The sequence below is a fragment of the Hyphomonas sp. FCG-A18 genome, from assembly GCF_045287255.1.
GTDB lineage: Bacteria > Pseudomonadota > Alphaproteobacteria > Caulobacterales > Hyphomonadaceae > Henriciella.
Genome location: NZ_CP137142.1, coordinates 2,451,723 through 2,472,874, shown reverse-complemented (window position 1 = coordinate 2,472,874; position 21,152 = coordinate 2,451,723). Strand labels below are relative to the sequence as shown.

At 57.6% G+C, this 21,152-nt stretch carries 18 protein-coding genes; 5 read left to right on the top strand and 13 right to left on the bottom strand.

Going from position 1 to position 21,152, the window contains the following annotated elements:
- The 7 genes from trxB to miaA form a co-directional block, all read right to left on the bottom strand.
- The gene (gene trxB, locus RYZ27_RS12250; RefSeq protein ID WP_406679802.1) at window positions 1-981 is read right to left on the bottom strand and encodes a thioredoxin-disulfide reductase; all 981 of its coding nucleotides are present in this window, start codon (window positions 979-981) and stop codon (window positions 1-3) included.
- 168 nt (window positions 982-1,149) lie between these two features.
- On the bottom strand, window positions 1,150-2,166 hold the full coding sequence (gene ilvC / locus RYZ27_RS12245) for a ketol-acid reductoisomerase (protein WP_406679801.1): 1,017 nt from the start codon (window positions 2,164-2,166) through the stop codon (window positions 1,150-1,152).
- Window positions 2,167-2,211: 45 nt separating this feature from the next.
- On the bottom strand, window positions 2,212-2,940 hold the full coding sequence (locus RYZ27_RS12240) for a WecB/TagA/CpsF family glycosyltransferase (RefSeq protein ID WP_406679800.1): 729 nt from the start codon (window positions 2,938-2,940) through the stop codon (window positions 2,212-2,214).
- Window positions 2,937-3,485: an acetolactate synthase small subunit gene (gene ilvN, locus RYZ27_RS12235; protein ID WP_406679799.1), complete on the bottom strand. Its 549-nt coding sequence runs from the start codon at window positions 3,483-3,485 to the stop codon at window positions 2,937-2,939. Before ilvN ends, RYZ27_RS12240 begins: the two co-directional genes overlap by 4 nt.
- A complete protein-coding gene (locus tag RYZ27_RS12230) occupies window positions 3,482-4,156 on the bottom strand; it encodes a hypothetical protein (protein ID WP_406679798.1) in 675 nt (224 codons plus the stop codon). The genes ilvN and RYZ27_RS12230 overlap by 4 nt, the downstream gene beginning before the upstream one ends.
- 71 nt (window positions 4,157-4,227) lie before the next feature.
- Window positions 4,228-6,000, bottom strand: a complete 1,773-nt coding sequence (locus tag RYZ27_RS12225; RefSeq protein WP_406679797.1) for an acetolactate synthase 3 large subunit — start codon at window positions 5,998-6,000, stop codon at window positions 4,228-4,230.
- Window positions 6,001-6,189: 189 nt separating this feature from the next.
- A complete protein-coding gene (miaA, locus tag RYZ27_RS12220; RefSeq protein ID WP_406679796.1) occupies window positions 6,190-7,122 on the bottom strand; it encodes a tRNA (adenosine(37)-N6)-dimethylallyltransferase MiaA in 933 nt (310 codons plus the stop codon).
- Between the two features lie 50 nt (window positions 7,123-7,172).
- On the opposite strand from miaA, the gene serB reads away from it, so the two are divergent.
- Window positions 7,173-8,105 carry a phosphoserine phosphatase SerB gene (gene serB / locus RYZ27_RS12215; RefSeq protein ID WP_406679795.1) on the top strand — a complete coding sequence of 311 codons (933 nt, stop codon included), beginning with the start codon at window positions 7,173-7,175 and terminating at the stop codon, window positions 8,103-8,105.
- 19 nt (window positions 8,106-8,124) lie between these two features.
- Here serB and RYZ27_RS12210 read toward each other — a convergent pair whose 3' ends face one another.
- A complete protein-coding gene (locus RYZ27_RS12210; RefSeq protein WP_406679794.1) occupies window positions 8,125-9,117 on the bottom strand; it encodes a glutathione S-transferase family protein in 993 nt (330 codons plus the stop codon).
- A 197-nt stretch (window positions 9,118-9,314) separates the two neighbouring features.
- On the opposite strand from RYZ27_RS12210, the gene RYZ27_RS12205 reads away from it, so the two are divergent.
- From RYZ27_RS12205 to RYZ27_RS12195, 3 genes are all read left to right on the top strand, one after another.
- Entirely contained in the window at window positions 9,315-10,355 is a 1,041-nt protein-coding gene (locus RYZ27_RS12205) for a S41 family peptidase (RefSeq protein WP_406679793.1), read from the top strand.
- Window positions 10,356-10,489: 134 nt separating this feature from the next.
- Window positions 10,490-11,344, top strand: coding sequence for a hypothetical protein (locus tag RYZ27_RS12200; protein ID WP_406679792.1), 855 nt, complete (start codon window positions 10,490-10,492; stop codon window positions 11,342-11,344).
- A gap of 942 nt (window positions 11,345-12,286) precedes the next feature.
- Entirely contained in the window at window positions 12,287-12,499 is a 213-nt protein-coding gene (locus RYZ27_RS12195; protein WP_406679791.1) for a hypothetical protein, read from the top strand.
- Window positions 12,500-12,518: 19 nt separating this feature from the next.
- Here the strand turns inward: RYZ27_RS12195 and gyrB are convergent, their stop codons facing one another.
- The gene (gene gyrB / locus RYZ27_RS12190; protein WP_406679790.1) at window positions 12,519-14,957 is read right to left on the bottom strand and encodes a DNA topoisomerase (ATP-hydrolyzing) subunit B; all 2,439 of its coding nucleotides are present in this window, start codon (window positions 14,955-14,957) and stop codon (window positions 12,519-12,521) included.
- A gap of 244 nt (window positions 14,958-15,201) precedes the next feature.
- Here gyrB and hemN point away from each other — a divergent pair, with 244 nt between their 5' ends.
- Complete coding sequence (gene hemN / locus RYZ27_RS12185; protein ID WP_406679789.1) at window positions 15,202-16,554, top strand: oxygen-independent coproporphyrinogen III oxidase; 1,353 nt, start codon at window positions 15,202-15,204, stop codon at window positions 16,552-16,554.
- Here hemN and recF read toward each other — a convergent pair.
- The 4 genes from recF to rpsT all read right to left on the bottom strand — a co-directional run bounded on the left by recF (window position 16,551) and on the right by rpsT (window position 21,088).
- Entirely contained in the window at window positions 16,551-17,645 is a 1,095-nt protein-coding gene (gene recF / locus RYZ27_RS12180) for a DNA replication/repair protein RecF (RefSeq protein WP_406679788.1), read from the bottom strand. The two genes, hemN and recF, sit on opposite strands and share 4 nt — an antisense overlap.
- Window positions 17,645-18,763, bottom strand: coding sequence for a DNA polymerase III subunit beta (gene dnaN / locus RYZ27_RS12175; RefSeq protein WP_406679787.1), 1,119 nt, complete (start codon window positions 18,761-18,763; stop codon window positions 17,645-17,647). Before dnaN ends, recF begins: the two co-directional genes overlap by 1 nt.
- 146 nt (window positions 18,764-18,909) lie before the next feature.
- A complete protein-coding gene (locus tag RYZ27_RS12170) occupies window positions 18,910-20,361 on the bottom strand; it encodes a DnaA ATPase domain-containing protein (RefSeq protein WP_406679786.1) in 1,452 nt (483 codons plus the stop codon).
- Between the two features lie 463 nt (window positions 20,362-20,824).
- The gene (rpsT, locus tag RYZ27_RS12165) at window positions 20,825-21,088 is read right to left on the bottom strand and encodes a 30S ribosomal protein S20 (protein ID WP_406679785.1); all 264 of its coding nucleotides are present in this window, start codon (window positions 21,086-21,088) and stop codon (window positions 20,825-20,827) included.
- Window positions 21,089-21,152: the final 64 nt, after the last annotated feature.

Sequence of the window (21,152 nt, the reverse complement as noted above, 5' to 3'; positions counted from 1 at the left end):
CTATTCAGCGGCCACCAGATCGGCATTTGCCTTGCTCTCTTCAAGGAAGCGCTCTGCCTCCAAAGCAGCCATGCAGCCCATGCCAGCAGCGGTGACCGCCTGACGGTAGGTTTCATCCGTGACATCGCCCGCGGCGAAAACGCCGGGAATGTTTGTGGCGGTCGAGTCAGGGGCGGTGATCAGATAGCCATTATCCTGCATGTCGAGCTTGCCACGGAACAGTTCCGTCGCAGGGGCATGACCAATGGCGATGAACACACCATGCACAGGGAGGTGCTCGACTGCGCCTGTCTCTCGATTTTTAAGCATGGCACCCGTCACGCCGAGGGGGTTCTCATCGCCAACAACTTCGGCCAGTTCTGTATTCCATTTGACCTCAACCTTTGGATGGTTGAGCAAGCGGTGCTGCAGGATTTTCTCAGCGCGCAGGCTATCTCGGCGATGCACAAGCGTGACCTTTGACGCAAAATTGGTCAGGAATAGAGCTTCCTCAACAGCGGTATTCCCACCGCCGACGACCAGAACCTCCTTGCCGCGATAGAAAAAGCCGTCGCAGGTTGCGCAAGCCGAGACGCCAAAGCCCTGGAACTTGGTTTCTGTTGGCAGACCGAGCCATTTGGCTTGCGCACCAGTAGAAATGACAACCGAGTCAGCGGTGTAGACCGTCCCGCTTTCGCCAATGGCGCGGAATGGGCGGCTTTCAAAATCAACTTCGGCAATATGATCTTCGGCCATCTTGGCACCCATTTTCAGGGCGTGCTCCTGCATTTTGACCATGAGCTCAGGCCCCTGGATTTCCGCTTCGCCAGGCCAGTTTTCTACTTCGGTCGTAATCGTCAGCTGTCCGCCCGGCTGTAGTCCGGCCACGACCAGTGTGTCGCGCATGGCGCGGGCACCATAAACGGCTGCGGTCCACCCGGCGGGGCCTGAGCCAATGATCAGGATTTCTGCATGGCGAGTTGTCTGTTCTGTATCGGCCATATCTGCCTCCATCTGGCGTGATGCCGTTAAAATCTATCGGCCCCTGTTATGGGGATTCGGCAGATAAGAATAAAGGGCTTGCCTCATCACGGGGTGGTGAGCGCTGCAAAAGAAAGCCCCCTGTCACATGTCTGACAGGGGGCTTTCGATTAGGTTTTAAGTTTGGGCCTAGTTGCGGCTCTTATCGACCAAACGGTCATTCTGGGCCCAGTGCATCATGCCGCGTAGCTTTTCGCCTACCTCTTCGATGAGGTGATCATTCATGCGGGCGCGTTTCGCGTGGAAGCTTGGGGCGCCAGCCTGATTCTCCAGAACCCAGTTGCGAGCAAACGTGCCATCCTGAATATCTTCCAGAACCGCTTTCATCGCTTTCTTGCTGTCTTCGGTGACAACGCGCGGACCGGAGACGTACTCACCATACTCGGCCGTGTTAGAGATGGAGTAGTTCATGTTGGCGATGCCGCCTTCATAGATCAGGTCCACGATCAGCTTGGTTTCATGCAGGCATTCGAAATAGGCCATTTCTGGGGCGTATCCGGCTTCAACCAGCGTTTCAAAGCCGGCTTTGATCAGCTCAACGATACCGCCACACAGAACGGCCTGCTCGCCAAACAGGTCGGTTTCAGTTTCTTCCCTGAAGCTGGTTTCGATCACGCCTGCGCGGGTGTTGCCGATGGCTTTTGAGTAGGATAGCGCAATGTCTCTTGCTGTGCCGGTTGCGTCCTGATGGATGGCAACAAGGCCAGGCAGGCCAAAGCCGCGCTGGAATTGGTCGCGCAGGGTGTGGCCAGGGCCTTTCGGTGCGGACAGCGAGACATCGACGCCTGCCATTGGGCGGATCAGGTTATAGTGCACGTTGAAGCCGTGGCCGAACATGATGTGCTGGCCTTCGCGGACATGGGGCTCAATTTCGTTGGCCCAGAGGACAGCTTGACGCTCGTCCGGGATCAGGATCATAACAACGTCGGCCCATTGTGTGGCTTCGGCTGGCGTCATGACTTCAAGACCGGCCTCTTCGGCTTTCTTGCGGCTGGAAGAGCCGGGCTGCAGGCCAACGCGGACAGTGCCGCCGCTGTCTTTCAGGTTCAGGGCATGGGCGTGGCCTTGACTGCCATAACCGATGACGGCGACTTTCTTGGCGAGGATCAGGTCGAGATTGGCATCCTGCTCGTAATAGACTTTCATGGGAGGGGCTCCTTGGAACGTATTCTTTAAAGGTTTGGTTCGGGGTTATTGGGCGCCGGCTTTCAGGCGGAACACGCGCCAGAGAAAGGCGAAATTGCCAATCACATAGCGCCGGAACAGACGGCGGGGTTCTTTAATCAGGCGGTATAGCCACTCAATACCGAGGCTGCGCATCCAGTGCGGGGCGCGGGTCACTTTGCCGCCGATAAAGTCGATGATGGCCCCGCCATTGATGACCAGCATTGGGCCGTTCAGCTTCTCACGCAGCAGCATGGAAACCTGCTCTTGCTTAGGCATCCCCATGCCGAGAACGACAAGGCGCGCAGGGGTTTCCCTCAGGCGATTGAGATAGTGGTCTTCGGGCTGGAAACCGTCTTCACTGAGTGCGATAGTAGTGCCTTGGTCCCGCAATTTGTCCGTGGCCGCGCTTAACCATGGATTAGCCGTTCCCATCAGGGCAACCGGCTGTTTCGCCTCTGCATATTTCGCGATGATCTTCGGGATGAGGTCAGTACCATTCAGGTTCGGGCCGGGCTCGCGCCCCATGGCTTTCATCAGGACTTTCATGCCTGATCCATCGCGCAGCAGGATGTCTGACTGTATGAGCGCTTGGGCGAAGGCCGTGTCTTTGGCGGCCATGTTAAAGCCATGCGCGTTGACAAAAGAGACGACTTGTACGCCGTCAGGTTCAGTCAGGCTGCTCAGCCATGCTGCTTCATCTGCCGGGACACTCACGGCATCAAGAATAGAACGGAGGCGGCCCCACTGGCTCATCCGGCTTCGGCTCCACGCTTGATGGAGAGAACTCCGGTACGGCTGACCTCAACGAGGCCAAGCGGCTTCATCAGGGCGCAGAATTGGTCAATCTTGTCGCTTGCCCCGGTCAGCTCGAAAATGAAGCTCTCATTGCCTGTGTCGATGACATTGGCCCGGAAAATCTGGCTGATGCGCAGAGCCTCAACGCGTTTCTCACCTGTCCCGGCAACTTTGATCAGGGCCAGTTCGCGCTCGATGCCGCGCTTGGACTTGGTAATGTCGGTAACGCTCGCTACCGGAACCAGACGTAAGAGTTGTGCCTCAATCTGTTCCAGCGTGTGCGGCGTGCCTTGCGTGACGATGGTGATGCGCGAGCGATGACGGCGGCGATCAACCTCGGCTACAGTCAGGCTTTCAATATTATAGCCGCGGGCAGAAAACAGGCCGACAACGCGGCCAAGCACGCCGGGCTCGTTGTCCACGATGACAGCCAGCGTCCGGCGTTCTTCCTCGCCCGTATCGGTGTTCATGTCATAGGCGCTGGCGGGGGTAGTCTCACTCATTGGACAGTCTCCGAACGCTCACCCAGAGTGATGCCGGGGCGGCGGGATTTCAGCATGGATTTAAGCGTGTTGGCGCGTTGCACCGCTTCACTGCGATGGGTTTCGCGTTGATTATCATAGCGTCCAACCACGGTATCGCGGCGGCGCGGATCAAGATGGGCCTGAAGCTCTGAAACCAGCAAGCGCCGACAATCATCAATATAGTCGGCGCTGTTCTCGGCGGTCGGCCCGCTGGTCCGGGTCAGCGCCTCAATCTCATAATAGGCAAACATGACCGCATCGAGGATGGGCGGGCGAGAACCGCGATAGGCGCCTTCTTTCTCGGCGCCTTTGCTCTGCGGATCGATATTCGGAAAGAATAGACGCCCGCGCTCGACCATGCTGGAGAGGGCAAGCATCAGGTTGATCCGGTGTTGCAGGAAAGCGCCATCATTGGCCTGGTGCTGCCGGGTGCGGGCAAACATGGCGGCCTGCCCAAGCAGGTTGATTGCCTGATTGCCCCAGGCAAGACTTTGCGCATCGACGGCATGGCGCAGGTTCTCATGCAACAGGCTTTGCTGCTTGCGGGTTTCGGCCCGGCTGAACAGCGCCCCGATCAAGGCAACGAAAGCCGACAGGACCGCAACGATCACTTCGACATTCTCTCTGCCCCATGCAAAAGCAGCATCCATGGCAAGGCTCTCCTTCTGGTCGAGAGGTCTTCTGCCAGAAGGGCAGGGCAGGGGGAAGATGCTGGCCTGCATTAGACGAGTTTACGCCCGGCTTCGTCGATTTCATCGCCGGTGATCTCCGACAGGATCATCTCATTATGGGCAGCGCCTGATGGGATCATTGGCAGACAGTTTTCAGCCTTGGTGACACGGCAATCAAACACGACCGGGCCATCATAGTCGATCATTTCCATGATCTTGGCATCCAGCTCTTTCGGGTCATCACAGACAATGCCTTTGCCGCCATAAGCGTCCGCCAGTTTGACGAAATCGGGTAGGCTTTCGGAATAGGAGTGGCTGTAGCGTTCACCATGCAACAGTTCCTGCCACTGGCGAACCATACCCATCCACTCATTGTTCAGGATGAAAATCTTGATCGGCAGGTCGTGCTGAACGGCGGTGGAAAGCTCCTGCATCACCATTTGGACACTGGCTTCTCCGGCAATGTCGATGACAAGGGCATCGCGGTGAGCGGCCTGAATGCCGACAGCAGCGGGCAGGCCATAGCCCATGGTGCCGAGGCCGCCGGAGGTCATCCAACGATTGGGTTCTTCAAAGTGATAGAATTGGGCGGCCCACATCTGGTGCTGCCCCACTTCAGTCGAGATATACGTGTCGCGATCCTTGGTCAGCTCATACAGGCGCTCAACCGCGTATTGCGGTTTGATTTCGCTGTCGCTGCTCTCATAGGCAAAGCATTTACGGTCGCGCCATGTGTCGATTTGAGCTTTCCAGTCAGTCAGATCTGGCTGTTTCGTTTTGCCCCAGGCTTTCAAAAGCGCACTCAGTGCTTCGCCACAGTCGGCGATAACTGGAATATCGGCACGGATCACCTTGTTGATCGAGCTTGGATCAATGTCGATATGGATTTTCTTTGAGCCGGGCGAGAAAGCATCGATCCGGCCTGTCACGCGGTCATCAAAGCGCGCGCCGACACAGATCATCAGGTCACAATCATGCATGGCATTGTTGGCTTCATAAGCGCCGTGCATGCCCAGCATGCCGAGCCAGTCTGGGTGGCTCGCCGGGAAGGCGCCAAGGCCCATCAGGGTTGAGGTCACCGGGAAACCTGTCGCGGCTTGCAAGTCCCGCAGGGCTTTGCTGGCTTCAGGGCCGGAATTGATGACCCCGCCGCCTGTATAGAAAACAGGGCGACGCGCCTTTTTCATCAGAGCAATGGCTTCCTTGATTGCCTGCGGGTGCGGCGTCGTTTGCGGCTTATAGGTGGCCTTCCGAACCCCTTCCTTGCCGATATAGGGGCCGGTCGCGAACTGAATGTCTTTTGGAATGTCGATAACAACAGGTCCGGGGCGACCAGTTGTGGCGATCAGGAATGCCTCATGAATGGTGCGCGCGAGGTCGTTGACATCGGTCACGAGATAATTGTGCTTGGCGCAGCAGCGGGTGATGCCAACCGTATCACATTCCTGAAATGCGTCGGTTCCGATCAGGTGGGTCGGAACCTGTCCTGTGATCACGACCATCGGGATCGAGTCCATCATCGCATCGGCAATCGGGGTGACCATATTAGTGGCTCCCGGACCGGAGGTGACCAGCGCAACACCGGGTTTCCCTGTTGAGCGCGCATAGCCTTCGGCGGCATGGCCAGCGCCCTGTTCATGGCGCACCAGAACATGCTGGATCGATGGTTCGCTGAACAGTGCATCATAGATTGGAAGGACGGCCCCGCCGGGATATCCGAACATAAGTTCCACACCCTGTTCCTTGAGCGCAGTAATCACGAGTTCCGCACCGGTCATCTGGCGGATTTGTGTTTTGGCTTCAGGTTTTGTCTGGGTATCCATTTTCGGTATCCTCAATGGGGCTTTCAGTTCAGGTTTAGACAAGAAAAAAGGGCCCCTGATTGGAGACCCTTGTTACAAGCACCTGCGACTGACGTCTGGGAACGTCAGCGCAGGTGCCTAATAACGAGTACGACTGTTGGACGCATGAAGCGTTTCCTCCCAAAAGTTGATCGAGGCATAACTTACCCTTTAAGCCCCGTCAACCTCCCTATAAAGGGAAAGAATTACCCGCATACGGTCGTCGAGCGACATGCTGGGAATGCGTGGCCAGAATGGCAGCTGGCGCCCGATCCACGTGAATTGGCGCTTGGCGTAGCGTCTGGTGTCGCGCTTGGCATTCTCTGCGGCGGCTTCGGCGCTCATTTCACCCTTGAGGTAAGCGATCAGGCCGGGCACGCCGTGGGCTTTCATCACGGGCAAGTCGGCCGGCAGGTCCTGAGCCAGAAGGCCGCGCGCTTCTTCCATCGCCCCTTCCATCAACATGCCCTCAAACCGGCGATCAATCCGGGCGTAAAGCCGGGCACGCGGCGGGGTCAGGGCAAGGCCAAGCCAGCGTTTGGGAGACAGGACCGGGCGGGACTTATTACCCTGAAAGGTCGAGATGGATTGCCCGGTTGCCAGAAACACCTCAAGCGCGCGACCAAGCCGCTGGCGGTCGGTCGGGCCAAGCTTTTTTGCGATATCTGGATCATGCTTCATGAGCCGCTGGTACAGCCCCGATGCGCCTTCGCTGCGTTGCAAGGCAAAGACTTCAGAGCGGACATCCTCCGGCACAGGGGGGATTTCAGATAAGCCATCCGTCAAAGCGAGATGATAGAGTCCCGTCCCGCCAATAATGATTGGCGTTTTTCCGCGCCGTTCTATGTCGGCAATAATCTTGCGCGCATCCTCCAGCCAGCGTCCGGTTGAATAGCGATCCGAGCCGGGAATATGACCGAATAGATGATGCGGTGCGCCTTGCATCTCGGTTTCGGTTGGCCGCGCTGAGATGATGCGAAGGTCGGCATAGACCTGCATGGAATCTGCGTTTACGACCTCGCCATTCAGGCGCTGTGCCAACGCGACTGAAAGGGCAGTCTTTCCGCTCGCGGTTGGGCCATGTATCAGGATCGCAGGTGTCATTTCCATAGTGGTAGGAAGGACGCCGCCAAGGGTAAAGGCCGGAAGCAGCAATGACTGAAAAAACGTACACTGAGTATGTCGTGATCGGGGTCGCCCCGGTCTCCATGGGTTTCATGGTTTTGGGTCAGCGCTTGCAGGCAGCCATTGCTGATGCTGGGCTATCCTTGAAGCGACACGCGCGCCTTCTGGGCAATGATGAGCGCTGGGCGGCGGTTGAGCTTGATCTTGATATTCCAGCGCAAGAGGTGGGACGGTTGCGAGCAAAACTCGAAGCCGCCTTTGAAGGCGAGGCCGATGTCGCGCTTATCCCGGCAGCGTATCGGCGTAAGCGGCTTTTGATCTCGGATATGGATTCCACGATTATCCGTCAGGAATGTCTGGACGAGTTGGCGGCCTATGCGGGCCTGAAGGATGAAATTGCCGCGATCACAGCGCGGGCCATGGCGGGTGAGCTGGACTTTGAAGGCGCACTGACTGAGCGGGTTGGCAAGCTGAAAGGCCTGTCGCTGGAGGCCCTGTCGCAATGCTATGCGGAGCGGATCAGCCTGATGCCTGGGGCAAAGACGCTGACAGCGACCATGGCAGCGCATGGCGCGACATGTGTGCTCGTCTCTGGTGGGTTCACCTATTTCACCTCGCGCGTTGCTGAGGCCGCCGGGTTTGAAGCTCATCGCGGCAACACGCTTATGGATAATGGTGCATCGCTAACCGGAGATGTTGGACGGCCTATCCTTGGGCGTGAGGCGAAACTCTCCGCGCTTGATGAGTTTGCCGAAGCAGCAAGCCTCTCACGCCGCGATGCGCTGGCGATGGGGGACGGGGCCAATGACCTCGCAATGATTGAAGCCGCGGGTCTCGGACTCGCCGTACATGCTAAACCGGTCGTTGCAGCGGCTAGCGATGCTGCGATCAATGTTACAGACCTGACCGCAGCCCTCTATTTTCAGGGCTATTCCGACAGTGAGATCATCTGGCGGGAGTAAGGTCCCGCCAAAAGTAGTCTTATCCCAAATGCGGTTTTGCGCCGACCTTGTCGAGGAAAGCGTCGAGCCCTTCAGCGTCTTTGGCTTTGTCCACGGCCTTAACCACGGACTTGTAGGCGCGCGCGGCATAGTGCTGGGTGATTTGCTCATAGGCAACGCCGTCAATCTGCAGGCCAACGCGCTCATCGCCGCGCTCGGTTGCGTCCATATTGGCGCGCGCCCATGGCATATAGGTTAGCGCAACTTCCTCAGTGAAGAGTGGGGCGAGTGTCTCTTCCAGTTCAGCGAGTGGTTTGAACGGCCCGCCAGCTTTCGGCGCTTCCATGAACTCGCTCCACGCCACCACGAATGGGGCACGTGAGCGGAGCCACTCGGCAGGTGTCGGATCCATCAGGAGCTGCGCGACTTGTCCTGCCATCGCAAAATCAGCCGCAGACGGGCGACCACCGAACAGGAATAGCGATTGCTCCAGATGAGCATTGAGCAGGGTGAAGAAGCGCTCAAAGCTTGGCTTCAGAACCTTCTCATTCTTCTTTTCGATGCCAACAAGCGGCAGGCGTTCGCGCATCCGCTTGACGATCTGGTCGCGTGTTTTCTTCTTCGCACGTGGCAAGTCGCCATCAAGCAGTTGCGCCATTGTGCGGTCGCCAGCCTGTTCACGGTCTGGTTTCTGGCCCCAGCGATTGAAGAACATCAGCTTGTTCAACCACTCGTCGGCATAGTCTTCGAGGAGCAGGGCAAGCGCTGCACAAGCCGCATCGTCCGGCACAGCGGAGGGTTCGGCATGATCTGCTTCCAGCGTTGTGATGATGCTGGTCGAATCCTGATTGGGGGGGCGGCTGGGTGAGAGCAGCAGCGGCACAGTCGGTACCCGCGCTTCAGCCTGAAAGGCTTCCTCAGTCGCCTTAGAGCGGCCAATCCATTCGAATTCCACGCCTTTATAGCGCAAGAAAGAGCGCACTTTGACGGAATACGGGGAAGTTTCAGCCCCAAACAGGCGATAAGCGGTCATTTCATACATCCTTGAACGTCGCGCGAACAAGTAATCCAGAGCGGGCCGAATGCCAAGCGGGGAATTGGGGCTGTGTGTGCTGGCTTCAGCCTTTTGCGACTTGCGACATAGGGCACGCAAACGGGGTTGCTTATTAGAAGACAATGAATTATTGAAAAACAATAAATCAACATTGTAAAACAATAAGGATTGTCCCTATGCGGATCAAAACTTTGATCGCGGTCTCCGCTTCCCTAACTGTATTTGTTGCCTGCCAGTCGGCTATCCAGCCCATCGCTGAGGCTGAGCCAGCCATTCAGGACCAAGAGGTTCAAGCCGTCCCATTGATTGAGACAGCAAAAGCCATCAATGCGCTGATGCGCCAATATCACTATAATCCCGGCGAGCTGGACAGTGATACCTATCGCAAGATCGAGGCAGATACGCTGGCCCTTGCTGCAGGCGCCGAAAATCAGGAAGCCTTCATTGATGGTTTCAAAGCCTTATGGGCTGATGGGCCTTTCTCCCATGTTACGTTACGGGTTGCGCGCAGCAATGCCGCAGACACTGCTGCCTTTCTGGATCAGATGCGCGTTGGTGAGGAGGCAACATCTCTGGAGTGGCGGGGCAATGCGGCCATCCTGACCGTCAACACCATGATGGGACAGGACACGATTGAAGCAATTGATGCCCATTACGCAACCATTCGGGAGCGGGGCGCTGAAAAGCTGATCATTGACTTGCGTCAGAATGGTGGTGGGGCCTTTGCGGTTGTCCCGCTGATTGAGAATGCGATTACAGAATCGTTTGATGCTGGCGGCTTTGTGAGCCAGCCATGGAATGCGCAGTTCGACCGGGTTCCGGTTCTGGAAGATATTCAAGCGGTTGAGCCATGGACTGGTTGGTCGATCCGCTCTTTCTGGGAAGATGCGGCCAATGACGCGCTGACGCGAATTCAGTTTTCACCGCGGGCTGAGCCTTACACTGGGCCGATCTATGTCCTGACAAGTCAGCGCACGGCGAGCGCGGCGGAGATGGCAGCGGACGCGTTCAAGGCGTCTGGTCGTGCTACATTGATTGGGGAGCGCACGGCGGGGCAAATGCTGTCGCAAAAAATGTTTGATGTGCCTGGCGGCTTGATCCTGTCCTTGCCGATTGCCGACTATTATTCCACTGCGCATGGCCGGATCGAAGGGCAGGGGGTTGCTCCTGATATTGAAACCTCGGCTGAAGAAGCGCTTGAGTTTGCCCTGCGCTAAAGGAGGCTTGGTTTGTTCATCTGTGCAGGCTTGCCAGCGAAAAATCTAAAAGATATATCATTTAAGGATTAGAGGAATTGAACCGATATTTGGGAAGGCGTGAAAGGCCATCTTTGCGCTGATAGGAGACACTTATGATCAAGCAAACAACATGCGCTGCGGCTGCCCTTCTTTTGATTGCAGGGGCCAGTCAGGCCGAGCCTGATCAGGTGGCACCGAACCCGAATATGGAAACAGCATCCTATATTGCGGCCCCGGATGCGCTGCGGACTTGGGTGACCGCGCGTGCGGGAACGGGTGAGGCCGTGCATTGGGTCTCTGAGGGCGGTGTCTATGCTTATCCGTCGGGTGAAAAGCTGTTTGGTATGATCGGCTTTGACAGTTCGACTGTGATCTGGCCTGAGGACGCCGATGGCAAAATCATTCACCTGACCCGCAAGACTTTTGCTTACACCGACAAGGATACAGGCGAGGTTCTGACCGAGTATAATGGCGAGACCGTGGTGCCGATTGCGTACCCGTATCAGATGATCACCTATCGCCTTGAGGATGATAAAATCTACGGCGATGTTGAGCAGGGCGTTGGTGATAAGGTCCGCGTCATTGAGGCGAAATCCGGTATTCCATATCGCAAGATGGGCAGTGGCTACATTTACAATGCAGCGGTTTTCCTCGACTTCCCGCTCCCTTCCGGCGCGCAATATGAGGCGTGGGAGAATTATGACTTCTTCATCCAGCCTGAGGGCACAGTTGATGAACCCCACCAGATGACCTGGCAGCGTTATGGCAAGCTTCCGGCCTGGGCTGGCGGTGGCCAGTCGATCACGCATCTCCACTCCTGGCGGGTTGAATCGCACAGTGAGTTCCCGCAGCAAATGCTCGACTGGGCCAAGGCAGAACGCCCAATGTGGCTCAACCCACCGGCCAGCGTTGAAGAGGTGCGCCAGCTTCAAAAAGGTGAAGCCGGCCCGGGTTGGAGCGGCGACTGATCGACGGCGAGTACCGCTCGGCCCAGCGCCAAACCCGCCACAGGGCCTCCCCTTGGCGCTATACAGGACTTTAGGCGCGCTCAGATTGCACGCGACATGACTGCTTGCCTCACGACAAGCCTATAGCGCCCAAGCTGAGCGCGCCCGCGGTGGCGTATTTTCGGTTGTTTCCCATGCAGCTTTCACCAGCACAGGTCCGGGCTTTAGCGCTTCTCGAGGCTGAGATCGCTCACCCCCTCGCGCCATCACCACCCGACTGTCACCGCGCTGATGCATTCGGCGCGCATCAAGCAGCAACAGACCACCGCTCTGCCCCCAAATCACGCCGTTCGCGATCAGCCCTGCATCAGGGGGAGATAGCAGGCATTATATGGGAGAGGATAAGGGGGAGGAGAGATTATCGGGCACATACTCTCAACACGCTTTGCGCGGCTTGACCGTGCAATCCATCACCTGTGGGTTCGACCGGGATAAGGCGTAGCCATGGCTCCTTACCTTTAAAGAGACAGCAGGAGATAGGCTCCACGGTCTGAGCAAGCTCAGCCGTGGAGAGCGGAAGGGGAGAGATACTATACTTACTTATGGGTTTTGATTGAGGGCGTCGGCTTCCAACGCATCTATGCATCGGGTGAACGCGTCACGACTTATCTCATAATCATGGCATGCTCTGAACATTTTCATATTTGAGCCAGTCCATTCAAGTGACCAGCTCTCATCAAGCTCTATTCTACATGCGTAGCTGTAGCCTATGGGCGTATAATCCATACAAAGGGGCATGTCCGACGTTCGTTCCGGCCTGAGCCACATTGCAGCGTTGATCTCATAATCACCTTTGGTTGAGGCACCCATATTCGGGATGTGGAATAGACTCTCACCTCTGCGCTCGAAGAAGACAGATCGCGGAAAGTTCAAGGCCTGAATAAGCGGTTCAAACTTTGTTTCATGAGCAAGTTCTTCGGCGCTTGCTGGTTCAACCCTTATGAAACAGCTTCGGTCACCAGCTTTGGGGCAGGCAACAACGCTTTCAACGTCTGGGTCGCTAAGAAGCGCTTCTTCCAGAGTTTTAAAGGCGTCGCGATTGAGTTCAAAATGCGTAACAACCCGAATTGTTTGGCTTCGTTCTTCGCCGCCATAGCAACCACCAATGGTGAGTAGAGAAACAAGAGCACAAAGCCTAAACATCCACCTCCGCCTCGAGCGCGTTGGCCTGGATGAATTCGCGGCGGGGCTCGACGACGTCGCCCATGAGGCGGGAGAACATGTCGCCCGCTTCCATGGCGTCGTCGACTTTGACCTGTAGGAGCGTGCGCGCATTGGCATCCAGTGTGGTTTCCCACAGTTGGTCGGCATTCATTTCGCCCAGACCCTTATAGCGCTGAATTTTCAGGCCTTTTCGACCGGAATCGAGCACAGCGGTGAGCAGACTGACCGGCCCGGTTACGGTAAACTCACCGGACTTTTCGTTGCGCAGTATGCTGGTCTCAACATAGATCGGGCGGATTTGCGCGGCGATATTGTTGAGGCGCACAGCGTCTGAACTGGCGAGCATCTGTTGATCCAGAACAGCTTTTTCCTCGACCCCGCGGACCTCACGGCTGAGCGTCAGGTTGCCGTCTTCAAACTTGCCAACCCAGGTATCTTCGCCTTCTTCGGCGATCAGGTTGAGGCGCGCCGCCGTGGCCGCAGCTTCGTCAGCAGAGGCACCGGGGGCGAGGGCCCCGGCAATCGCGGCCTGCTCAACAATGTCACCCGGCGCACGCAGGGAAAGGCGCCACAGGGCCTGTTTGAACTGGGCCGCCGAGCGAACACGGTCGCGGAGGTCTTCCCCCGCAATCTGAGTGCCGTCAGCGAGGATCAGGGCTTCACCATCGGTGCCCTCATCGATGAGATAGGCGTTTAACTCATCATCGTCTTTGAGGTAGCGCTCGGACTTGCCGCGCATGACTTTGTAAAGTGGCGGCTGGGCGATGTAGAGATAGCCATGATCGATGACTTCCGGCATCTGACGATAGAAGAAGGTCAGCAAAAGGGTCCGAATGTGGGCGCCGTCAACGTCGGCGTCGGTCATGATGACGATCTTGTGGTAGCGCAGCTTTTCGAGGTTGAAGCCGCCTTTGTCCGGATCGTCGCGGCCAATGCCAGTGCCAAGGGCGGTGATCAGGGTACCGACCTGATCTGAGGACAGCATCTTGTCGAAGCGGGCGCGCTCAACATTAAGGATTTTCCCGCGCAGGGGCAGGATGGCCTGATTGGAGCGGTCGCGGCCCTGCTTGGCTGAGCCACCCGCGGAATCACCCTCCACGATGAAGATTTCAGACTTGGCCGGGTCTTTTTCCTGACAGTCAGCGAGCTTGCCGGGCAAGGACGTGATGTCGAGTGCACCCTTGCGGCGGGTCAGTTCGCGCGCCTTACGGGCGGCCTCGCGCGCAGCAGCGGCCTCGACGATCTTGGTCATCACCGCGACGGCTTCTTTGGGGTGCTCCTCGAACCACTCGGCGAGTTTTTCGTGCATCAGGCTCTCAACCACCGGGCGCACCTCTGAGGAGACCAGCTTGTCTTTAGTCTGGGAGCTGAATTTTGGGTCGGGCACTTTGACCGAGAGAACGCAGGTCAGGCCTTCACGGGCATCATCGCCGGAAATGTCGACTTTTTCTTTTTTGGCGATGCCGGTTTCAGTCGCATACTTGTTGATGATCCGGGTCAGGGCACCCCGGAAGCCCGCCAGGTGGGTTCCGCCATCGCGCTGTGGGATATTGTTGGTGAAACAGAGGACGTTCTCGTGATAGGCGTCCGTCCACTCGAGGGCCGCCTCGACCGTGATGCCGTCTTTTTCGCCAGTGACGAAGATGGTTTCCGGGATCAGCGCTTGTTTCGTCGTATTGAGGTGCTGAACGAAGGCAGAGACGCCGCCCTCATATTCCAGCACAGCCTCATAGGGTTCGGCCTCACGCAGGTCGCGAAAGACGATGCGGACACCAGAGTTCAGGAAGGCCAGCTCGCGCAGACGATGCTCCAGCGTCTTGCGGTTATACTCCGTCATCGTGAAGGTCGCCGCAGAGACCATGAAACGCACAGCTGTGCCTGTGTAAGGCGTGCCGTCTTCTTTGGTTGGGCTGGTGCCGATAACAGCGAGGGGGGCTTCTGTGCGCCCGCCATCAACGAAGCGGACATAATGCTCGCTGCCATCGCGGTGGATTTTCAGGTCGAGCCAATCGGAGAGCGCGTTCACAACCGAAACGCCAACCCCGTGCAAGCCGCCGGAGACCTTGTAGGAATTGCTGTCAAATTTCCCGCCCGCATGCAGCTCGGTCATGATGACCTCAGCGGCGGAGCGGCCCTCTGTGGCATGTTGGCCGACCGGGATGCCGCGGCCATTATCGGTAATCTCGGCACTGCCATCAGGGTGCAGGGTGACGGTCACTTCATCGGCATGACCCGCAAGGGCTTCGTCGATCGCATTGTCGACGACTTCGTAAATCATGTGGTGCAGGCCTGACCCGTCATCGGTATCACCAATGTACATACCAGGGCGCTTGCGAACCGCCTCAAGGCCTTTGAGAACCTTGATACTGTCCGCGCCATATTCAGGGTTGTTTTCCGCCGCTTCAGCCATTGAAAAGCCTGCCAATCTTCTGATTCGTTTTAATCCCTGTTTTTATAAGGGATTTTGTCACAAAAGGGAAATCTGAGGATGGTTTTTGAGCCGATAAAAACCCTTTTCTTTCAGTGTGTTACCGGTGTGTTTGGCGCTGGGTGCAGAAAGTTACTTCGGCCGCATCGTGAGTGCCCGCGACACGCCGTCGCTTTAGGGGGTTTTGCGTAAGCGCTGATGAGTGCCAGACTTTATAAGCGCGCCCATGAGACAGGACTGGACCGGCTTCGCCACGGCCAATGTGCCGCGCTATACGAGTTACCCGACCGCTGCGCAGTTTGGCGGTGATGTTGGCCTGACAGAGGCTCTGGACTGGGGGGGAAGAACGCCCGCCCGAACGCCGATCAGTGCCTATCTGCATGTGCCTTTCTGTGAGGCGCTGTGCTGGTATTGTGGCTGTCACACGACGGTGCCGAACGGCTATGACCGGATCGCGCGTTATGTCTCCACCGTGCACCGTGAGATTGACCTGTGGGCTGAAGCGCTCGGCACGCATGGCGGGGTGGGGCATTTGCACTTTGGCGGGGGGTCACCAAATGCCTTGTCTGCCGATGACTTCTTTGCGCTGACCGAGCATGTCCGCGCAACGCTGAAAGTTCGGGATGGTGCGGAGATTGCGGTCGAGCTTGATCCGCGCTCGCTGACGGCAGAACGGGTCAAGGCGATGGCCGCATCGGGTGTGAACCGGGCCAGCCTTGGCGTGCAGACGCTGGACCCGATTGTGCAAAAGGCCGTGAATCGTATTCAGCCCCGTGAAATGGTCGAAGATTGCGTCGAGGCGCTCAAGATTGCCGGTATTAGTGCGATCAATGTCGACCTGATGTATGGTCTGCCGCATCAGACTGTCGCCGATGTGATCGAAGTGGCGGAGTTTTGCGGTTATCACCAGATCAAGCGGGTTTCTGTTTTTGGCTATGCGCATGTCCCCTGGTTTGCCAAGCACCAGCGGGCGATTGATGAGGCGGCTTTGCCGGGGCTTAAGGAACGCGCGACACAGGCCGATATGGCGGCCCGGGCGCTGATTGCAGAAGGCTATGTCCGGATCGGACTGGACCATTTTGCTTTGCCAAGCGATCCGCTTGCTATTGCCCAACGAGAAGGGCGCCTGCGCCGGAACTTTCAGGGCTATACTGATGACCCTTATGAAACGCTGATCGGGATCGGGCCAAGCTCAATCTCGGCCTTCCGCGAGGGTTATGCGCAGAACACGCGACGCAGCGATGTCTGGAGCGAGGCCATTCATGATGGACGCTTGCCGACCGACCGTGGCGTTGCGGTTGGGGCTGAGGACCGTTTACGCGCCCGCGCGATTGAGGCCCTGATGTGTAACCTGCGTGTCGATCTTGATGCGGTGTGCGCGGAAATGGGGGCGAAGCCGGGAGCGCTGGATGAGGCTTTGACGCATATGCGGGATCTTGCCGATGCCGGGGTATGTGTGATCGTCGGGAAAACCATTGTCGTGCCGGAGGATGCGCGCATGCTGGTGCGCAATGTGGCCCAGGCGTTTGATGCTTATTCCGTACGCGACGGACAAGGCAAACACGCGATTGCCGTTTAGGGGCTGATTTCTACCTTTTGCGCGCGATCGCCAAAGGGTTCGAACAGATAGTCTTCTGTGCCGGTGAGCCAGGCCTGCCCGCCAATCGAGAGCAACTCATCGAACAGGGCGGCGCGGCGGTCCCGGTCGAGATGCGCAGCGGCTTCATCGAGCAGAATGAGCGGGCTTGGCCCCTCGCCATCCTCGCAAAGCGCACGGGCACTGGCGAGGATGAGGCCAATCAATAGCGCCTTTTGCTGGCCTGTGGAGGCTTGCCCGGCAGGTGCGCCGGTCGGGCGGTGGATGACGGTCAGATCAGTACGGTGCGGCCCGGAAAGGGTGCGTCCGGCGGCCTGATCACGGTAGCGGCCCTTGGCGAGATCTTCGGCGATCAGATCGGCGATATCCATCATGCCTGCACCCTCTGTGGCGGCCTGTTCAGCCGGGCCAGTGAGGGCGAGATCACCTTTGGGGAAATGGCCTTCGGGTCGGGCATCGACGGCGGCCTGTAGCAGGGTCAGGACGCGGGCGCGATTGGCGGCGATCAGCGCGCCAGCTTCGGCCATACGGCCCTCAATCGCATCCGCCCAAGCCGGATCGACGCGACCGCGCTCCAGCAAGGCATTACGCTCGCGCATGGCCTTTTCATAGCGGTTGGCGGCGCTGCCATGACTTGGGATATGCGCCATGACCTGGCGATCAAAGAAGCGGCGACGATCCGAAGCCCCGCCGCGAAACACGCTGTCCATGTCCGGGGTCAGCCAGACAATGCGGATGAGTTCAGCCAGATCAGTGACGGTGGCGGGCGCGCTATCGAGACGGATCGTTCGCTTGTGCCCGGTCTGGGTCGGTTCCAGCCCGACACCAAGCTTTTGCTCATTGTCCAGCGTGGCTGAGATGGTCCAGCCATTCGGAGCATTATGCCGCGTCATGTCTGGTAGAGCGGCGGCCCGAAGACCGCGGCCAGGGCCGAGCTGGCTGATTGCTTCAAGGATATTGGTCTTGCCCGCACCATTCGGCCCATACAGGCACACAGGCCGCGTATCGAGCTTCAGGTCGAGTGCCGCATGGCTGCGGAAATCCGTCAGGCGAAGTCGGGTGAGGGCGGTCACTACACCCGCAGCGGCATCAGCACGTATTGGGCGCTTTCGTCACCGGGGTCGAGGACGAGGGCCGGGCTGGCTGGATCGTTGAACAGGAAGCGCGCGTCTTCGGCTTCGATCTGCGCGGTGACGTCGAGCAGGTATTTGGCGTTAAAGCCGATATCCATGCCATCTTCCTGATAATCACATTCGATCTCTTCATGACCTTGCCCGGTTTCGGCGCTATTGACCGCCAGGGTCAGTTTGCCTTCGGACAGGGAAAGTTTTACCGAGCGGGAGCGCTCTGCCGAAACAGTGGAGACACGATCCACGGCGGCCTCGAATTGCTTATTGTCGATGATCAGGGCCTTGGTGTTCCCCTTTGGGATGACGCGCGCATAGTCCGGGAAAGAGCCATCGATCAGTTTCGAGGTCAGCTGGGCCTGCCCGGCCTTGAACTGTATTTTGGTTTCAGAGACCGAGACGCTGACATCGCCATCGACACTATCGATCAGGCGACGGGCTTCCCCTACGGCTTTGCGCGGTACAATCACGCCGGCGAGAGACTCAGATCCCTCCGGGGCATCGACTTCAGACAGGGCAAGGCGGTGGCCATCCGTGGCGACGGCGCGCAGCTTCTGGCCTTTATCGGTCTCTGCGGCGTGCAGGTAGACACCATTGAGGTAATAGCGGGTCTCTTCGGTCGAGATGGCAAACCGGGTCTTGTCGATCAGGCGACGCAGATCGGCGGCCTCAATCTCAAACGTGGTGGCATCATCATCGGCGACCATGGTCTGAAAGTCGCTGGCTGGCAGGGTTGGCAGCGAGAATTTCGAGCGACCCGAATGGATCGAAAGCTGGCGGTTTTCCGGGTTCAGCTCCAGCTCAACATCAGCGCCAGCCGGAAGCTTGCGAACCACGTCGAACAAAGTTCCTGCCGGGGCGGTGACGGCACCGTCACTGTCAATCTTGGCATCGGCCGTATCAACGGCTTCGATATCAAGGTCGGTTGCGGTGAAACGGACCTGACCATTTTCAGCTTGCATCAGAATGTTCGACAGGATCGGGATCGTGTTCCGGCGCTCAACAACGTTCTGCACGTGGGAAAGCGCATTCAGAAGCGCACCGCGTTCGATCGTCAGTTTCATCTCATCATCCCTTCTGGGCCGGATTGCCCGGTCGTCTATCTTTTATCTGTCTGTTAGCCTCATGGGGCGAATCGGCCCGCCTCTCAAGAGAAGCGGGCCGTTAACGTCACGAATTCAGCACGAAATGCAAGTCTTTGCCAGAGGGCTTATGAATTGCCTTCCGGGCGGCTGAGCCGCTCATGCAGGATAGCGCGGACTTTCTCGACATCGGCGGCCATATCCCGGTCCCCTTCGGCCAGCAGCGCCTCGATTTTCTCGCAGGCATGCATCGCGGTCGTATGGTCCTTTTTCTTATAGGCCATGACGATTTGCGGGAAGGATTTGTCGGTCAGTTCGCGTGACAGGAACATGCCAATCTGACGGGGCACAACGACCGTGCGGCGCTTTGAGCGACCCTCAATATCCGTCTTGGTGACGTTGAACGCCTCCATGCAAGAGCGCTTGATGTCGTCGAGGGTCGGCTTGCGTGGCTCGCCTGCGATCCGGCGGATCACCCGCTCCAGCATAATCTCGTCAATCGCGCGTGTGCCCATGGCGCTTTCGATCAGCAGCGTGTTGAGCACACCCGTGAGTTCGCGCCCCCCCTGTGGGACAGCGCCCGCAATGCGATCGATCTGAGCTTCGCTCAAAGTAAAGCCACCACTGGTGCGGGCAATCAGACCCGCGTGCATTTCGACAATGTGCCGCCGCATCTCAAGCGTTGGCAGCGCCACTTCAACCGCCGTGGAGCCGCGCAACTCATTGGCAATTTCACTGCTGAAACCGACCGCTTCGCCCGGAGCAGCATCGCCGGTGATGATCACGCGGCCACCTGCGCTGGTCACCGAACGAAGGGCGCCAAAGAAGGCCCGCTCTGTCTTCTGCTTGCCTTTGATCCAATGCAGGTCGTCAATCATCAGGAAGTCATTGTTGCGGACAAAAGTCTGCAATTCCTGTGTGTTGCCTGCGCGAGCGCCATCAACGAAGCGCGTCATAAACTCCTCGGCGCTGATATAGGTGACCCGGCAATCTGGATTGAGGGCATTCATCCGGGCAATCGTGGCCTTGAGGATGTGGGTCTTGCCGCATCCGGGTGGGCCATAAAAGGTGATGACGCCCGTTGGTACGGCCCCACCGCCGGCCATATGTTCCGCCAGTCGCGCCGCGTTTTCATTAGATGGCCCGACAACCAGCGTGTCGAAGGTCATGGTACCCAGCTCAGCCGTTTTGGCGACGACAGGTTCGGATGGTTGAATCTCTGTCTTAGGCTCGGCCCATGGATCAGAAATGACACTGCGAATGTCAGCCGGGATGCGACTCCATAGTTCCAGCTTCACGCGGCGCGCACGCGGATCAAACCGCGCCCAGGCCTGCTGGATGTCACGGCCATAATCGGCCGTCGCCCGATCAAGGGTGAGGCGATCCTTCGCCGTCACAATCATGGCGCCATGGATCTCTGCGGCAAAGCGCAGGGGCTCTATCCACTTCTTGTAATCTTCTGCAGGCAGAGCTTGCTCCAATGAAGCCTTTACGTCTGCCCAAATTGTACCCGCTCCGGGTGTTGCGAGAGTGCCTTCTGCAGCTTGTGTTGTGCCCGTCTTCCCCGTTGAAAACCCCATTTTCTTGTTCAACCCTGTTTTCGCGTTATGTCTTTTGTACGGCCCGAACGGAAGGCACACGATCCTCGTTCTGGGTCAGCCGCCCAGCACACAAAATACTCAGTCGAGAGATCAATTCCGTTGGTGGATTGAATTAACCAGAGGGCCTGTGGAAGAGCAAGATGGATTATTTTTCTTTTTCATACCTGACCCCGCTTGACAGATAGGGGACCTGTCTAAAACCCATTGAAAAACAGCGGTCTGCCTGTGGTAAAAAAAATCAGCTCAGCCCAGATCGCAATAATGACAGGGGTTTCCGGATTGTTCTGTCAAGCGGTCAAGATCGCGCTTCCTGTGTATAACTTTGCTGAAATGCAGGGTTTTCCACATGTGGACACGCGAGTTGACGCGAAGAAAAAACCCGCCTGGCGGGTGCCAGACGGGTTTTGTATTTTTCATCCGTAAAGGAACAAATTTCAGGCGCTTACGCCATGGCCTTTACGCGGGCGCTGAGGCGCGACACCTTACGAGAGGCTGTATTCTTGTGAGTGACACCCTTGGTCACGCCGCGCATAATTTCCGGTTGGGCGATTTTCAGCGCTTCTGTAGCAGCGGCCTTATCACCTGCTGCGATCGCTTCTTCGACCTTGCGGATATGGGTGCGGATGCGCGAACGGCGCGCGGTGTTTACAGCGGTGCGCGTCTCAATCTTGCGCACCATCTTCTTGGCTGAGCGGGTATTCGCCATCAAAAACTCCTTTGTCGCCTTATCTGGCGGAAAGCGCGGTATGTATCGAAACGGCCTGCCAGCG

Bases quoted from the DNA above. Each gene is read 5' to 3' on its own strand.
- ilvC (WP_406679801.1), bottom strand. From the start codon at position 2,166: ATGAAAGTCTATTACGAGCAGGATGCCAATCTCGACCTGATCCTCGCC.
- RYZ27_RS12170 (WP_406679786.1), bottom strand. From the start codon at position 20,361: ATGGGGTTTTCAACGGGGAAGACGGGCACAACACAAGCTGCAGAAGGC.
- gyrB (WP_406679790.1), bottom strand. From the start codon at position 14,957: ATGGCTGAAGCGGCGGAAAACAACCCTGAATATGGCGCGGACAGTATC.
- dnaN (WP_406679787.1), bottom strand. From the start codon at position 18,763: ATGAAACTGACGATCGAACGCGGTGCGCTTCTGAATGCGCTTTCCCAC.
- miaA (WP_406679796.1), bottom strand. From the start codon at position 7,122: ATGACACCTGCGATCCTGATACATGGCCCAACCGCGAGCGGAAAGACT.
- RYZ27_RS12195 (WP_406679791.1), top strand. From the start codon at position 12,287: ATGAGCAAGTTCTTCGGCGCTTGCTGGTTCAACCCTTATGAAACAGCT.
- serB (WP_406679795.1), top strand. From the start codon at position 7,173: ATGACTGAAAAAACGTACACTGAGTATGTCGTGATCGGGGTCGCCCCG.
- RYZ27_RS12205 (WP_406679793.1), top strand. From the start codon at position 9,315: ATGCGGATCAAAACTTTGATCGCGGTCTCCGCTTCCCTAACTGTATTT.
- RYZ27_RS12225 (WP_406679797.1), bottom strand. From the start codon at position 6,000: ATGGATACCCAGACAAAACCTGAAGCCAAAACACAAATCCGCCAGATG.
- rpsT (WP_406679785.1), bottom strand. From the start codon at position 21,088: ATGGCGAATACCCGCTCAGCCAAGAAGATGGTGCGCAAGATTGAGACG.
- hemN (WP_406679789.1), top strand. From the start codon at position 15,202: ATGAGACAGGACTGGACCGGCTTCGCCACGGCCAATGTGCCGCGCTAT.
- trxB (WP_406679802.1), bottom strand. From the start codon at position 981: ATGGCCGATACAGAACAGACAACTCGCCATGCAGAAATCCTGATCATT.
- ilvN (WP_406679799.1), bottom strand. From the start codon at position 3,485: ATGAGTGAGACTACCCCCGCCAGCGCCTATGACATGAACACCGATACG.
- RYZ27_RS12240 (WP_406679800.1), bottom strand. From the start codon at position 2,940: ATGAGCCAGTGGGGCCGCCTCCGTTCTATTCTTGATGCCGTGAGTGTC.
- RYZ27_RS12230 (WP_406679798.1), bottom strand. From the start codon at position 4,156: ATGGATGCTGCTTTTGCATGGGGCAGAGAGAATGTCGAAGTGATCGTT.
- RYZ27_RS12210 (WP_406679794.1), bottom strand. From the start codon at position 9,117: ATGACCGCTTATCGCCTGTTTGGGGCTGAAACTTCCCCGTATTCCGTC.
- RYZ27_RS12200 (WP_406679792.1), top strand. From the start codon at position 10,490: ATGATCAAGCAAACAACATGCGCTGCGGCTGCCCTTCTTTTGATTGCA.